Genomic DNA, 13,831 nt, shown 5'->3' with positions numbered 1-13,831 from the left:
GCCTGCCTACTGGACGTAATCAGGCTTTCCGGCAACGCCGCGAGGTGCGGTGCCAGGCGTCGCGGGCCAGGCAAGATCCGGAAGACACGGCCTAGGGGGTGCCCTCCGCCTTGCGGGCGCTTTCCGCTATGTCGGCGAGGACGTCAGCCGGTCGGCCGTCCGGGGCGACCGCTCCGCCGACGCTCTTCTTGAACTCGGCGCTCACGCCCGCCCAGGACTTCTTGCCCACCGGGTAGAGGCGGGAGGAGGGCAGGGCGCGCAGGAAGACCTTCAGGGGGGCGGTCTTGGGGTCGTCGGAGTCGAGCATGCGGCGGTAGCCGGAGGTGGTCACCGGCAGCAGGCCGTACTTGGCGGTGAAGGCGGTGACGTTCTTCTCCTCGTAGAGGTAGTCGAGGAAAGCTCCGGACTCCTTGGGGTGGCCGTTCTTGAAGGCCATGATCCAGTCGGCGACGCCCATCGCCCTGGGCTCGGAGCCGTCCGTCGTGGGCAGGGGGACCATCCCGAGCTTGATGCCCTTCGCGTGTGCCTGCTGCACCAGGGTGGGGTGGCCGTTGAGGATCCCGACCTGGCCGTCCGTGAACGCCTCGAAGGCGCGGCGGCGGTCGAGGCCGCCCGGCTCGTCCGGGCCGGTCAGCCCGGCGCCGACGAGGTCGTCCCGGAGGTATTCGAAGGTCTTGACGTTCGCGGTGGAGTCGATGACGTAGCCCTCGGAGTCGTTCGTGATGCCGCCCCCGCCGGCGAGCATCCACTGCATCGACTCCGCCTGCGCCTCCTCCGGCCCCAGGGGGAGCGCGATGGGCGTGCGGACCCCGTTCTCCTTGAGCTTCTTCGCCGCGGCCGTCAGCTCGGCCCAGGTCCGCGGCTGCCAGGCCGCGCCCTTGGCGATGACGCCCGCGTCCTCCAGGAGGTCCGTGTTGTAGAACATCAGCCGGGTGGAGGCCACGAACGGCAGGCCGTACTGGTCGCCGTGGACCCGGCCCGCGTCCGCGAGGGGGGCCAGGAGGTCGGCCTCCGTGCGGACGGAGAGGAGTTCGTCGGCCGGGTACAGCTTTCCGGCGGCGGCGAAGTCGGCGTAGGCGCCGATCTGCGCGATGTCGGGCGCACGCCCCTTCTCGACCATCTCGGCGACCTTCGCGTCCACGTCGTTCCAGGACAGGACGGTCACTTCGACCCGCACGCCGGGGTTCGCCTTCCCGTAGCGGTAGGCGAGGTGCTTCCAGAACGTGGTGGAGGAGTCGAGCGGGCCCTCTCCGTAGTCCGCGGCCACGACCCGAAGGACCACCTCGCCCTTGTCGGACCCGGACCCCATGCCGCAGCCGGCCAGCAGCACCATGGCCAGACAACCGGCTCCGGACATCCGCAGCCCACGACGTCTCACCCTCATGACTCACCCTCCCGAGCTCCTGTGCAGGGCGTAGGTCTACACCAATTTCACCTCGCCTTCACCGGTTTCGACAGGACCGAATCCAGCTTGTGTCCACAGCAAATCCGCCCATCTGCTGACCAGTTGTGGCCAACGGGTACGCGTCGTCGACCGATCGTGCCGCAGTGGACCGTCCCGCGCATCCCCCGTGAGAGCTACCCGGACCGTCCGCCGGTGGGTGATCCGCCGGACGCCGCGGATTCCTAGCGTGCTCCTCGGGTCACCGCCACGTGTGGCCGCGACAGGAGGTCACCATGGGTACGAGGTCCACTGCGGGGCACGGGACGGGATCCGGCGCGGACGAAGCCGTCGGCGCCTCCCCCGCCGGGCCGTTCGGGCGTGCGATCCGCTCTCCGATCGGCCTGCTGCTGACGGGGGCGCTCGGCGTGGGGCTGGTGTCGGGGCTGACGGCGACCGGGCCGGGCCCGGTGCCACTGCTGGGCGCGGCCGCGGCGGTGGCGGTGTACGCGTGGGTGATGCGGCACGTCGCGCGGCGTCCGGTTCCGGAGATCTCCCGGCGGGGGGCGGGGCGGGAGGCTCTGCTCGGTGGCGGGATCGGCCTGGGCTTCATCCTCGTGCCGGTGCTGCTCCTCACCCTCTTCGGGGGCTATTCGTTCTCCTGGGCAGGCCGGGGCTTCCTGCCGGTGCTGTGGACGACGGTCATGGTGCAGATCGGCGGCGCGGTCACGGAGGAGCTGCTGTTCCGCGGTCTCGCGCTGCAGACGCTGGAGCGGTTGTGGGGCAGTCGGGCCGCCCTCGTGCTCACGTCGCTGTTCTTCGGTGTCGCTCACCTCGGGGCCGAACACGCCTCCGTGTGGAGCGCGTTGGCGATCGCCGTGGAAGCAGGGGTCCTGCTGGGTGCGGCGTTCCTGTGGCGGCGTAACATCTGGTTCGTCGCCGGGCTGCACTTCACCTGGAACGCAGCCGAACAGCTGCTCGGCATCCCGGTCTCCGGTCACACTCCCGAAGGCTGGTTCACGGTCGACATACACGGTCCCGCCCTGCTGACCGGCGGTGGTTTCGGACTGGAGGCGTCGATCGTGCCCGTCCTGCTCGGCGCGGCCATCGCCGTCCCGATGCTCCGCGGGGCCCACCGCGAGGGTGGGATCCGTCCCCGCCCCGGCCGTTGAGCGCTCACCGCTCCGGCCGCCGAGACCCCTGGACCGGAGGTACCAGCCGTGACACCGCCCCGGGCCACCGCCGGCTTCCCGCTGCTGAGGGTGCCGTACGACCGGTGGCGGGCGTGCGAGGCATCCGTCAAGGACGGGGTGCCGGCCGTGGCGCTCGCGCTGCTGGCGCTCGTGCCGGGCCTGTCCCACATCGGTGCGCAGATCGGCGACCTCCCGCAGCGGCCTGCGAGCCTGCCGGGACTGCTCCTGGTCCTGGCGCAGAGCCTTCCCCTGGTGGCCCGGCGCCGCCGGCCGGCGGCCACGGTCGCCGTGATCGCCGGCGCGTTCGCCGCGCACCAGGCACTGGGCTTCGCCACCACGCTCGCCGGCCTGGGACTGTACCTGGCCCTCTACTCCGCCGGCGCCCACCAGGTGCGGTCGCGTGGCGGCCTCGCCGCCGCGCTGAGTGCCGGCTACGTCGTGCCGGCCGTCGTCCTGCACCGCCTCGGCTCGCCCCAGACCGTCTGGGACTACCTCGCCTTTCATCTGGTCCTCGCCGCGTTCTGGCTCGTGGGGAGCACCGTGCGCAAGAACCGGAGGCAGGAGGCGGAACGGCGCGCACTGAGCGCCGAGGCGGCCGCGGCCGCGGAACGGGCCCGGATCGCGCGGGAACTGCACGACGTGGTGACGCACCACGTGACCGCGATGGTGGTGCAGTCCGACGCCGCCCAGTTCCTGCTCGCCGACGCGCCCGAGCGGGCCGGGGAGTCGCTGACGCACGTGAGCGCGACGGGTCGTCGGGCGCTGACGGACCTGCGCCACCTGCTCGGCGTGCTGGAGGCGACCGGGGAGTCCGCCGCCGGTGACGGGGCACGCGCCCACCGGGCTCCCGCTCTCGGGCGGGTGGGCGATCTGATCGAGCAGACGCGCGCGGCGGGCCTGTCCGTCGAGTTCGGCGAGCTCGGTGAGCGGCGTCCGCGGAGCGCGGAGTGCGAGCCGGCCGCCTACCGGGTGGTGCAGGAGGCCCTGACCAACGCGCTCAAGCACGCGGCCGGACAGCGCACTCGTGTCCTGGTCCGGTACGAGGAGGACCACGACGAGATCACCGTCACGACGGACGGAGCGGCGGACGGGACGGCGGACGGAACGGCCGAAGGACCGACCGCCGGGACCACCGCGGGAACCTCCGGCCGGTCGGCCCCGGTGGAATCCGACCCGGCGGGCGGGGGGCGGGGGCTGGCCGGGTTGGGTACGCGGGTGGGGGTGCTCGGCGGCCGGCTCCGGGCCGGGCCCCGGGCCGGGGGCGGGTTCGAGGTCCACGCCGTGATCCCGTGCCGGCCCGTTCGGGAGGAGCCCCGTGAGTGAGGGACCGCGGCCGCCGATCCGCGTCCTGGTCTGCGACGACCAAGCGCTGGTGCGCGCCGGTTACGCCACCATCTTCTCCGCCCAGCACGACATGGAGGTCGTCGGAGAGGCCGAGAACGGGCACGAGGCCGTCCGGCTCGCACGGCGGCTCCGCCCCGACGTGGTCGTCATGGACATTCGCATGCCCCTCTTGGACGGCATCCAGGCCACCCTGCGGCTCGCCGGCCCGGACGCGGAGGACCCTCCGAGGGTGCTGGTCGTCACCACCTTCAACGTCGACGCGTACGTGTACGACGCGTTCAAGGCCGGAGCCAGCGGTTTCCTCCTCAAGGACTCGCCGCCGGCGGAACTGGTCGGCGGCATCAGGACGGTGGCCCGCGGCGACGCCCTGGTCGCCCCGGCCGTCACGCGTCACCTCATCGGCCACCACGCCGAGCACCTCCGCCCCGCGAGCGGGGAACGGAGCGCGGTGACCGGCGCGTTGACCCCGCGGGAGTTGGAGGTGTTCCGGCAGGTCGCCCAAGGGCTGTCGAACGCCGAGATCGCGGCGGTCCTGTTCATCACGCCGGAGACCGTCAAGACGTACGTCTCGCGCATCCTGGCCAAACTCGGCCTGCGCGACCGGGTCCAGGCCGTCGTCCTGGCGCACCGCACCGGGCTGGCCGGTCACCCGGGCTGACGGGGGCCCGCCGGGACGGGTGCGTGGAGGCCGGACAGGGCGCGGACGGACGGGGTGACGGCCGGCAGGGCCGCGACGGCGGCGGTCGCCGAGCGTTCGGGGTCCGACCACACGCGCACGGGGAGATCGGCGCGGCCGGCTTTGATCCGCGCTTCCCTGCGCACCCACAGGGCCAACAGGGCGGGCCCGGGATCCGGTCCGTCGAGGGCTTCGCGGAGTTCGGGTGCGGGGACGAGGCGGCGGAGTTGGCGCAGGGGGCCGGGGCGGCGGGTCGAGGGTTCGACGTCGATGCCGACGGCGCCGGGTCCGACGGCCGCCGCCACGAGGCCGTCCGCGTGGCTGTAGCTGAGCCCGAGGTCGGGCCGGCCGGGGAGGTACGGGCGTCCGTGGCCGGCCCGGCCGCACCCGGGGCAGCGCTGGGCCGGGGCGACGGCTTCGAGGGGCAGCCCGGTGTGGCCGGCGGTGCACAGCCGGACGAGGAGCCTCGCCGCCAGGACGTCCTCGCGGCGGTCCGGGCTCCTGATGCCGGCGAGCCGGTCCCGCTCCCAGGGCGCGAGCAGCCCCGGGTGCAGCAGGGGGTGGGCGAGGACCTCCGCGGTGCGGGCGACGACCGCGAGGACGCCGCCCGCCCGCGGGGGCGCCGCGTCGCCCGGGTCCGTACCCGCGCCGCTCGCGCCCGGTGCCGCGCCCGGGGCGGCCGTCGTGCGCACGCGGTCAGCTCGCGGCGCTGAGGAAGCGCTCCTGGACCCGGGCGAGGGTGCGGAAGTCGTCGATGGTGACCTCCTGGAGGTCGATGGTGGTGCCGGAGAGCTCCTCCAGCAGGTCGATGAACTCCAGGAAGTCCATGGAGTCGATGAGCCGGGCCTCGATCAGGTCCTCGTCGGTGTCGATGGGCCCGTCGAGGCCGGGGTTCTTCTCGTGCAGCCATGAGGTGATGCGGTTCACGGGGCGGTGCTCCTCGGTGCGGGATCGTGCGGGTGTGCGGGGATGTCGCAAGGGTGGCGCAGGGCAATCGCAGGGGTCGGGACGAGCGGAAGCGGAAAAAGCGGAAGGAGACGGGGGGCCGGGTGGGGCCGGTCAGTCGCGTGCCGCGCGGAGCCGGTCCAGGGCGCGCTCGGGGGTGCCGTGGGCGAGGACCATCGCGTGCCCCCAGCGTTCGAGGCCGAAGGCCACGCAGGCGCTGTAGGCGGGCCCGGCGGCGCCGGCGCGGATGTCCAGGCGCTCCCCGAAGAAGTTGCGGTGGCGGTTGACGGAGGCGATGGCGGTACCGTCGGGGGCGCAGAACTCGTGCTTGACCGGGTCCAGGGCCATGAGTCGGGCCCGGGAACCGCCCTTGTCGTAGAAGGGGTCGTCGGCGACCTTCCTGGTGAGGTCCAGACCGAGGCGGGCGGCGGCCTCCCCGATGAACCGGGCACCGTGTTCCAGGTGCGCCACGGCCCCGTCCTTGGTGCCGAGGTAGACGACCTCGCGCATGTGGAAGCCCCACAGGCGGCGCAGTCCGTCGTAGTGGTCCTCGTTGCGGAAGCACCGGCCGGCGGCGGAGAGGCGCAGGCCCTCCTCGCCGACGTCCGTGCCCTCCAGGGAGAGCAGCAGTCCGTAGCAGGTGGCGGACGGGAGGAGGTAGCCGGTGGGGGTCAGGGGGCGCTCGCCGGGGGTCTCCCCGGCGGCCAGGGCGTCGAGGGCGTCCGGGGCCACGCGGCCGGCCCAGACGCCGAGGTGGGGGAAGTTACGGAAGAAGTCCAACCGGGCGAGCCCGTCGACGGGCAGCAGGGGCGGTCCCATGACCTCGGGCGCCCCGGAGTCCGCGGCGAGTCCGGTGAGGAGTCCGTCCAGTCCGCGCAGGAGGGCGGTCAGGGTCGGGTCCAGGGTGACCAGGCCCGGACCGGGGCTCTTCAGGTCGGGGCGCCGGGGGGCGGAAAGGGGTGTGCTCATGGAAACCGCTTCCTCTGGGGGTGGACGAACGGAGCGAAAGCGTGGGGTCGGTCGGGCGGCCCGTGATCACGGGCTCCCCGACCGGGTGCGGGACCGGTGGGCGCGCTCCGCGGGCGGACCGGCGTGGTCGCGCGCCCGGGGTGCGCGTCGGCGCGGGGGCATCGAAGTCGTGTGCCTCGATGTCCGTGGTCGCCGTTGACCGGGGGCGCGCGGCGGCGGTCGGCCGGCCGGCTGATGTCCCATCAGGGGCTCGGTCACGCACGGCGACATTAGGCCGCTCCGCTTCGGAATGTCTAGACCACATGACGGGCATGGCGGAGACGTCCGGACCTTGGCCGAAAATAGCCGTCTGCGGCAATCGGGCCCTCGCGGAGGGCACTTGACAGCAGGCATGGTCTACACCAATTCTGCTCTCGACGCCGCGCCTCCGACCGCCGGATCCGGAATCCGACGGCCGGACGCGGAACCGGTCCGCGCGCCCCGATCCGCCCCCACGGTCCGCCCCCAGCGGCCCGCTCCTCCGGTCCGACGCCGTACCGGGCTCCGGACCACGGCCCGGGCCCCGGACCCGGGCCGGAGCGGCATCCGCGCCCGCCCCGTCGACGGCGGGCCGCGCACCGGACGGCCTCCCGACCCCAGCCCTGGAGGGATCACATGACGACGCCCACCTCCCGCCGCGCCCTCCCCCGACTGCACCGGGCCGCCACCGAACGGCCCTACTTCAGCGCGGACGGCGAGTCCTACCTCGCCGGGACGACCCTGCGCGAGCTGACGAAGTCGAGACCGCTGCGGGTGCTCTCCGAGGCCGATTTCGCGCACTGGCAGACCTTCGGCCACGTCATCGTGAAACAGGCCGTCACCCCCGAGGCCGCGCGCCGACTCCTCGACTTCACCTGGGAGTTCCAGGGCCTCGATCCCGAGCGCCCCGACAGCTGGTACGAGGACCGGCCGTGGCGCTCCGAACTGGACCGGCAGCTGCACGTGTACGGCTTCGTGGAGGCGTACCACCACCAACTGCTGTGGGACAACCGGCAGGCCCGGCGCGTCTACGACGCCTTCGTCGACGTCTGGGACTGCGAGGAGCTGTGGGTCACCCAGGACCGGCTCAACCTCAACCCTCCCAACGTCGGCAACCGCGACCGCGCCCTGATCGAGCCCACCGACCGGGGGTTCGACATCGATCTGCACTGGGACATCGACACCACCCTCGGCGTCCCGCCCCAGCGCGTGCAGGGGATCATCGCACTCAACGAGACGACCCCGGAGGCCGGCGGCTTCCAGTGCGATCCGGAGCTCTTCCGCCGGTTCGAGGAGTGGAAGCTCTCCCAGCCCGCGGACCGGGACCCGCTCCGCCCGGACGTGGACCGCGCCGAGTACCCGGTCGTCCGCCCCCACCTCGAACCGGGCGACCTGCTGATCTGGAACGGTCTGCTCGCCCACGGCGTGGCGCGCAACACCTCCCGGGACCAGGTACGGGCCGTCCAGTACCTGTCGATGATGCCCGCGCTGGAGGAGCACGAGCGGCTGCGGCGGTCGCGGGTCGAAGCCTGGCGACACCTGCGGACCCCCCGCTGGAACCGTACCCTCGTCGGGGATCCCGTCCTGCACGAGTCGAAGCGCTACCCCACCGCCGTCCTCGACCCCCTGGGCAGCCGCCTGCTCGGGCTCACCTCCTGGCACGAGGAGGACGGCGCCGGCGATGGGGCCGGCGAAACTGCCGCGGGCGCTCCCGACGCCGCGTCCGGCACGGCCGCCACCGACCCTCGGGGGGAGTCGACGTGCGCCGAGTCTGCCTGACCCTCCCCACGAACCGCCCGTCCGCCGCGACCATCAGGGCCGTGGCCGAAGAGGCCGCCCACGGCGCCCGGGGCTCCGACACCGAGGTGCACCTCCTCGTCCTGGACTCCTCCGACCCCGCCACGCTCGCCGCGCACCGCGAGGTCGTGGCGGCCCTGTCCCCCGCGCCCGGGGTGGTCGTCCACCACTACGACGAGGACCGGCAGCGGACCTTCCTGCGCAAGGTGATCGAGCGCTCCGGAGCCGCGTCGCCCGGACGACTCCTCGACCTCGTGCTGCCGTCCGGCACCTCCTACGGCGCCTGCACCGACCGGGCCTTCCTCCTCGCGGAAGCCCTCGGCTGCTCCTCCGTGCACCGCCGGGACTCCGACAGCCGCTACCAGTACCTGGACGGGGAGCCGGTCTTCCCCTTCCCGCTGGAGCTGGCGACCCTGGGGCCACCGGCCTCCGAGGTCTCCGGGCGGGTCACGCGCAGCCGGCTCGACCCCGCCTTCGCCGACCGGCCCGTCTCCCTGGTCGGGGGCTCCTTCGTCGGCGAGATGTCCGTCGACCTGGACGAGATCCGCCGCCTGGACCCCGCGGTGTACGAGGAGGTCGTCGGCCTCTCCGTGCCCGAGGGCATGCCGGAACTGTGGCGCCGCAACCTGATCGCGGAGTCCTTCCGGGGCGCCGGGAACACCGCCTTCACCCGCGACCTGACCACCCTGACCCGCGTCAGCCCCACGCGCGTCGACATGTGCAACATCGCCCTGGACCGCGAGGTCTACTCCCGGGTGCCGCTACCGCCCGCCCTCGACACGATCGGCAGCGACTACTTCCTCATCCACCTCGTGCACGACGCCGGACTGCCCGGCGTCCTGCACAACCGACACATCGTCAACTACCACACCCCGGAACGCCGCTCCGGCGCCGGCTTCCTCGCCTACCACCTGCGGTACGCCAAGTTCCTCCTCTCCGGACCGCTGTTCGAAGCGGTCTACGACACCCTGCGGCAGGCCGGCGACGCGCTGCTCGACGGCGACGGACGGATCCGCCCCGAGGCCGTGGCGCCCGCCCTCCGGGCCGGGGCCGCCGTGGACCGCACCCGAGGCGCCGAACGGCTCGCCGCCCTCACCGGCGCGTACCGGAGGCTGGGCGGCCGGTACGCCGAGGCGGCCCACCGTCTGACCGGGCACGCCGAGGAACTCCTCGACGAAGTCCACCGGGACCTCGCCGACTTCGCCCTGCTGGCCGACGCCTGGCCCGCGCTGACCCTCGCCGCCCGGACCCTCGGCGGCCCCGGCCCGGCGAACGGGGCGGTGCGGGGGAGCCGCGCGCAGGACCTCGCGCACGGATCGGCGGACGGGGCCGCGCACACCCCGATGAGCGGAACCACCGGCGACCGGACGGACCGGCGCACCGCGGGGAGCCCCGCATGAGCCGCACGACCGGGCCGCTCCACTCCGCCGCGCCCGCGTCCGGACCGACCGCCGCGGCACCGGACCCCGTGGCCCACACCCGCACCCTCACATACACGGGCGGCGTGCCCGGGCGCGGGCCGGTCACCCTGGGCCAAGCCAACATGATCCGCTGCATGCTGCGGGACGAGCCCGAGCACATCAACATCCACGACGTGTGGCCCGTCCCCCCGGGCACCGACACGGAAGCCGTGCTCACCGCCCTGCGCGCGCTGGTCGTCCGGCACGCGGCACTGCGCACGACCTTCCCGCCCGCCGCGGACGCCGCGGCCCGCGAGCAGGTCGTGGCCTCCGAGGGCTCGTTCACGGTCACCGTGCTGGATCACGAACGGCTCCCCGTGGCCGGCGCCGGCCACGCCGAAGCGCTGGCCCGGCGAGCCCGAGCGGTGCCCTTCCGACTGGACCGGGACTTCCCCCTGCACCTCACCCTCGTCACGAGCGCCGGCACCCCCGTGTTCCTGGCCATGGCGGCGAGCCACGCCGCGACGGACGCCGGTGCCCTGGCCGTGCTCAAGGAGGACTGGCTGGCCCTCCTCGCCCTGCCGGCCGGTGGCACCCTGCCCGCGCCGACCTCGCTCACTCCGCTGGAGCAGGCCGCCGAGGAGGCGAGCCCGGCGGGCTTGCGCAAGGCGGAGGCGTCCCTGCGGCACTGGGAACGGATCCTCCGCACCGGCCCGCAGGCCATGTTCGCGGAACCGGGCGCCGAGGGCACCGAGGTGGCCACGCCGAAGCTCGGGCTCCGCTCGCGCCGGGCGGCCCGCGCCCTGGAGGCGGCGGCGGCACGGACCGGCTCCCCACCATCCACCGTGCTGCTGTCGGCCTGGTGCGCGCTGGTCGCCCACCGCACGGGCCAGGAGGCGTGCGTGCTCGCCGCCCCGACCTCGAACCGCTACCAGCCACGGCTCGTGCGCGCGGTCGGCACCCTGTCGCAGGACGCCCTGCTCCACCTGGACACGCGGGTACCGACCTTCGACGCGCTCCTCAAGAAGGCATGGGGCGCGGCCCTGGGCGCCTACCGGCACAGCCGGTTCGACTCGCTGCGGCTGTGGGAGATGATCGACCGGGTCACCTTCGCGCGGGGCAGCCGGTTCGCCCGCGACGTCGTGTTCAACGACGTCAGCAGCCTGCCCGGCACCGTGGCCTCCCTGAGGGCGGAACCGGACGCGGACGGCGGGGACCCGGAAGGCGGGGGCCCGGAGCACGAGCTGCGCTGGGACGAGGGGCAGGTCCTGCCCACCCGGATGCTGACCTTCGTCCACGCGACCGCACCCGTGCTGCGCCTCGACCTGTGGGCCGATCCGGCCCTCTTCCCCCGCGCCGAGGCGGAGGGCTTCCTCACCGGTCTGGTGCGGCTGTTGGAGGCGGCCGCGATGGCCGACGTGCCCCTCGCCTCCCTCACCGAGGTGACGGGCGTGCGGCCGGTGCCGCGCGGCCCGCAGTGGGTCCGGGCGGACGGCTGCTGGACCTCACCCCCGCTCGTGGCGCGGACGCTGCGCGAGGCGCTGGGCGCCCCCGCCGTCCACGTCACGGCGGACGGACTCACCGCGTACATCGCCGCCGGCCCCGCCGCGGTGACCGCGGAACGGGCGCACACCGCGCTCATGGAGGCACTGCCCGGGCGGCCCGGCGTACTGGCCCCCCGCCGGTACGTGATCGTCCAGGACCCGCCGGCGGAGGCGGACCGGAGCAGCGCGTGGCTCCGTCAACGGATACTCAGCGAAGGGACCGGCCGGGCTCCGGCGGATGTGACATGACGATGGATGAGGCAGTGGTGTCCCCACAGCCGGGCGGCAGGCCGCCCAGCCCCTGGAGGTCGAGCCGCTTCCGGCTCCTGTTCACCGCGCGCAGCGCGTCGCTGCTCGCCGACGGCATGCTGATGGTGTCGCTGACGACCGCCGTGCTCGGCGCCGGATACGGCGCTTCGGGGGTGGGCTACGCGCTGGCCGCGTGGATGGCGCCGATCGTGCTGCTCGTGCTGTTCGGCGGGGTCCTGGCCGACCGGTTCACCCCCCAGGTGATGATGGTGGGCGCGGACCTCGTGCGCATGGTGGCCATGCTCGTGCTGGCACTGCTCCTGATCGGGACGGGCGTACGGCTCTGGCACGTCATGGCGCTGCTGGCACTCAGCGGCGCCGCCACCGCCATGTTCCAGCCGGGGCTGGCGAGCCTGGTCCCGCAGGTCGCCGAGGACATCCAGCGGGCCAACGCCCTCCTGCGGATCTCCGAGGCCATCTGCACCCTGCTCGGCCCCGGGGTGGCGGGCCTGCTCGTCGCCTACTGGAACGTGGCGGGCTCCTTCGCCGTCATCGCGGGCGCGTACGCGCTGAGCGCCCTCGGACTGGCTCCGCTGCGCCGGCTCGGCACCGCCCCCGACACCGACGACGACCCCATGTGGCAACGGCTCCTGACGGGCTGGCACGAGTTCCGTTCCCGGGCCTGGCTGTGGGGGGTGATCTCGCTCTGGGCGGTATACGGCCTGTTCGTCTTCGGCCCGGCGATCCCCCTCACCGCGGTGCTGCTCACCGAGCAGCACGGGGCGGGCGGGTACGGCTGGATCGCCTCGGCCGACGGTGCCGGAACCATCATCGGCGGTCTGCTGGGCATGCGGGTCCGACCCCGCCGTCCCCTCGTGGCGGGGGCGTGCGCCATGCTCTTCTTCTCCCTCAACCCCCTCGCTCCCGCGCTCGGTTGGTCCTTCACCGTGACCGCGCTGACCGGGATGGTGGCGGGCTGCGGGTTCGCCTTCTGGGGGGTCATGTGGGCCACCAGCGTGCAGTCGCACATACCGCTGGCCGTCCTGAGCCGGGTGTCGGCCTACGACGTGGCCGGCTCGATCATGGTCATCCCGGTGGGCCGCGCCCTCGCCGGTCCGGCCGCCGGGGCCTTCGGCGCGGACCGGGTCCTGCTCTTCTCCTCCGTCGTCGGCCTCGTCTGCATCGGCGCGATGCTCTGCGTCCCGGCGATCCGGGCCCTGGGCCGCGCCCCGGAGGGCAAGTCCGCGGACCCCGGGACGCGGCCGCTGCCCCGCGCGGAGGCGACGACGGACTCCTGAGGCACCGGGCGACGGGGCCCGACCCACAACCCGAGGAGGGGCCGGCCACCCGAGAGCGGCCGGCCCGGCCGCCCTCTCCCCGATGCCGGACGGGGGCCGGGATGGGACCATGGGGATGGCTGTGCGTGCTCCGCCTGGTTGCGTCGTGAGGGGTCGCGATGGTCGAAAGACGGCTCCGGCTCTCTTCCCAGGTCGGGACGACCGTGCGCGACGAGGGAGCCGGGGCGGCGTGCGTGCTCCTGCACGGCGCGCCGTTGGACCGGCACGCGTGGGACGGTCTCGTCCCGCTGCTCTCCGACCGCTGTCGTGTGCTCGTCCCGGACCTGCGCGGCCACGGGTCCGCGTCGGAAGGGCGTGCGGCCGGGTCGGTCCGGGAGTTCGCCGAGGACCTCACCGCGCTCCTGGACCTCCTCGACGTGCCGCGGGTGGACCTGGTCGGCCATTCCTTCGGCGGGCAGGTGGCGCAGCGGTTCGCCCTCGACCGTCCCGAGCGGGTCCGCTCCGTGGTGCTGCTGTGCACGCGTGCCAGCCCCTTCCCGCCGTTCCGCGCCGTGGCGGACGAGCTGGAGGCTTCGGGCCTCGGCGATGTCGAGCCGACCGTCGCCCGCTGGTTCCCGGCCGAGGCGGTGGCAGCCGACGTGCCCGCGGTCCGCTACGCCCGGGACCGCGTCCGCGCGGCCGACCCCGCGCGGTGGGCGCGCGTCCTGCGGATGATCGCGGACTTCGACGTGCTGGGGGCGCTCCCCCGTCTGGACGTGCCCGTCTCCGTCGTCGCGGCCGCGCACGATCGGGTGGCCGACCCGGAGGCCATGCGGGGCATCGCCGAGGCCGTTCCCGAGGGGTCCTTCCACCTGTGGGAGGGCGCGCACCACTGCGCTCCGCTGCTCGATCCGCCGGCGACCGCCGATCTCGTGCTCCGGGCCCTCGCCCGGCGCGGCGGTCCCCGCTGACTCCCCGGCCCCTCCCCGTACGAGCACCGCCGACCGCCCGGGCCCCGTGGGAGGGGCCGGACGGCCG

The 13,831-nt window shown here is 74.2% G+C and carries 12 protein-coding genes; 8 read left to right on the top strand and 4 right to left on the bottom strand.

Annotated features, from left to right (window positions below; translation table 11 throughout):
• Positions 1-91: 91 nt before the first annotated feature.
• Complete coding sequence (locus tag ABTZ17_RS11820) at positions 92-1,384, bottom strand: extracellular solute-binding protein (protein WP_352195410.1); 1,293 nt, start codon at positions 1,382-1,384, stop codon at positions 92-94.
• Positions 1,385-1,677: 293 nt separating this feature from the next.
• Here ABTZ17_RS11820 and ABTZ17_RS11815 point away from each other — a divergent pair, with 293 nt between their 5' ends.
• From ABTZ17_RS11815 to ABTZ17_RS11805, 3 genes are read left to right on the top strand one after another with little or no spacing between them, the layout of a single operon-like run.
• Positions 1,678-2,553 (top strand): CPBP family intramembrane glutamic endopeptidase, encoded by an 876-nt coding sequence (locus ABTZ17_RS11815; RefSeq protein ID WP_352195409.1) that lies wholly within the window; start codon positions 1,678-1,680, stop codon positions 2,551-2,553.
• A gap of 48 nt (positions 2,554-2,601) precedes the next feature.
• Positions 2,602-3,897, top strand: coding sequence for a sensor histidine kinase (locus ABTZ17_RS11810; protein ID WP_352195408.1), 1,296 nt, complete (start codon positions 2,602-2,604; stop codon positions 3,895-3,897).
• On the top strand, positions 3,890-4,576 hold the full coding sequence (locus tag ABTZ17_RS11805; RefSeq protein WP_352195407.1) for a response regulator: 687 nt from the start codon (positions 3,890-3,892) through the stop codon (positions 4,574-4,576). The genes ABTZ17_RS11810 and ABTZ17_RS11805 overlap by 8 nt, the downstream gene beginning before the upstream one ends.
• Here the strand turns inward: ABTZ17_RS11805 and ABTZ17_RS11800 are convergent.
• From ABTZ17_RS11800 to ABTZ17_RS11790, 3 genes are all read right to left on the bottom strand, one after another.
• The gene (locus tag ABTZ17_RS11800) at positions 4,564-5,286 is read right to left on the bottom strand and encodes a 4'-phosphopantetheinyl transferase family protein (protein WP_352195406.1); all 723 of its coding nucleotides are present in this window, start codon (positions 5,284-5,286) and stop codon (positions 4,564-4,566) included. The two genes, ABTZ17_RS11805 and ABTZ17_RS11800, sit on opposite strands and share 13 nt — an antisense overlap.
• Positions 5,287-5,290: 4 nt before the next feature.
• Complete coding sequence (locus ABTZ17_RS11795; RefSeq protein WP_352195405.1) at positions 5,291-5,521, bottom strand: acyl carrier protein; 231 nt, start codon at positions 5,519-5,521, stop codon at positions 5,291-5,293.
• Positions 5,522-5,653: 132 nt separating this feature from the next.
• On the bottom strand, positions 5,654-6,508 hold the full coding sequence (locus ABTZ17_RS11790; protein WP_352195404.1) for a class-II aminoacyl-tRNA synthetase family protein: 855 nt from the start codon (positions 6,506-6,508) through the stop codon (positions 5,654-5,656).
• 654 nt (positions 6,509-7,162) lie between these two features.
• On the opposite strand from ABTZ17_RS11790, the gene ABTZ17_RS11785 reads away from it, so the two are divergent.
• The 5 genes from ABTZ17_RS11785 to ABTZ17_RS11765 all read left to right on the top strand — a co-directional run bounded on the left by ABTZ17_RS11785 (position 7,163) and on the right by ABTZ17_RS11765 (position 13,764).
• The gene (locus ABTZ17_RS11785) at positions 7,163-8,305 is read left to right on the top strand and encodes a phytanoyl-CoA dioxygenase family protein (RefSeq protein ID WP_352195403.1); all 1,143 of its coding nucleotides are present in this window, start codon (positions 7,163-7,165) and stop codon (positions 8,303-8,305) included.
• On the top strand, positions 8,287-9,723 hold the full coding sequence (locus tag ABTZ17_RS11780; RefSeq protein ID WP_352195402.1) for a DUF6271 family protein: 1,437 nt from the start codon (positions 8,287-8,289) through the stop codon (positions 9,721-9,723). The genes ABTZ17_RS11785 and ABTZ17_RS11780 overlap by 19 nt, the downstream gene beginning before the upstream one ends.
• Positions 9,720-11,516, top strand: a complete 1,797-nt coding sequence (locus ABTZ17_RS11775; protein ID WP_352195401.1) for a condensation domain-containing protein — start codon at positions 9,720-9,722, stop codon at positions 11,514-11,516. Before ABTZ17_RS11780 ends, ABTZ17_RS11775 begins: the two co-directional genes overlap by 4 nt.
• On the top strand, positions 11,513-12,814 hold the full coding sequence (locus tag ABTZ17_RS11770) for an MFS transporter (RefSeq protein WP_352195400.1): 1,302 nt from the start codon (positions 11,513-11,515) through the stop codon (positions 12,812-12,814). The genes ABTZ17_RS11775 and ABTZ17_RS11770 overlap by 4 nt, the downstream gene beginning before the upstream one ends.
• Positions 12,815-13,017: 203 nt before the next feature.
• A complete protein-coding gene (locus tag ABTZ17_RS11765) occupies positions 13,018-13,764 on the top strand; it encodes an alpha/beta fold hydrolase (protein ID WP_352195399.1) in 747 nt (248 codons plus the stop codon).
• Positions 13,765-13,831: the final 67 nt, after the last annotated feature.

The organism is Streptomyces sp. NPDC097619, from assembly GCF_040302735.1.
In the GTDB taxonomy this organism is placed as follows: Bacteria; Actinomycetota; Actinomycetes; order Streptomycetales; family Streptomycetaceae; genus Streptomyces.
This window is presented reverse-complemented; position numbering and strand designations above follow the sequence as displayed.

Coding starts and splice junctions, on each gene's coding strand:
- ABTZ17_RS11790 (WP_352195404.1), bottom strand. CDS start 6,508: ATGAGCACACCCCTTTCCGCCCCCCGGCGCCCCGACCTGAAGAGCCCC.
- ABTZ17_RS11815 (WP_352195409.1), top strand. CDS start 1,678: ATGGGTACGAGGTCCACTGCGGGGCACGGGACGGGATCCGGCGCGGAC.
- ABTZ17_RS11785 (WP_352195403.1), top strand. CDS start 7,163: ATGACGACGCCCACCTCCCGCCGCGCCCTCCCCCGACTGCACCGGGCC.
- ABTZ17_RS11775 (WP_352195401.1), top strand. CDS start 9,720: ATGAGCCGCACGACCGGGCCGCTCCACTCCGCCGCGCCCGCGTCCGGA.
- ABTZ17_RS11770 (WP_352195400.1), top strand. CDS start 11,513: ATGACGATGGATGAGGCAGTGGTGTCCCCACAGCCGGGCGGCAGGCCG.
- ABTZ17_RS11820 (WP_352195410.1), bottom strand. CDS start 1,384: ATGAGGGTGAGACGTCGTGGGCTGCGGATGTCCGGAGCCGGTTGTCTG.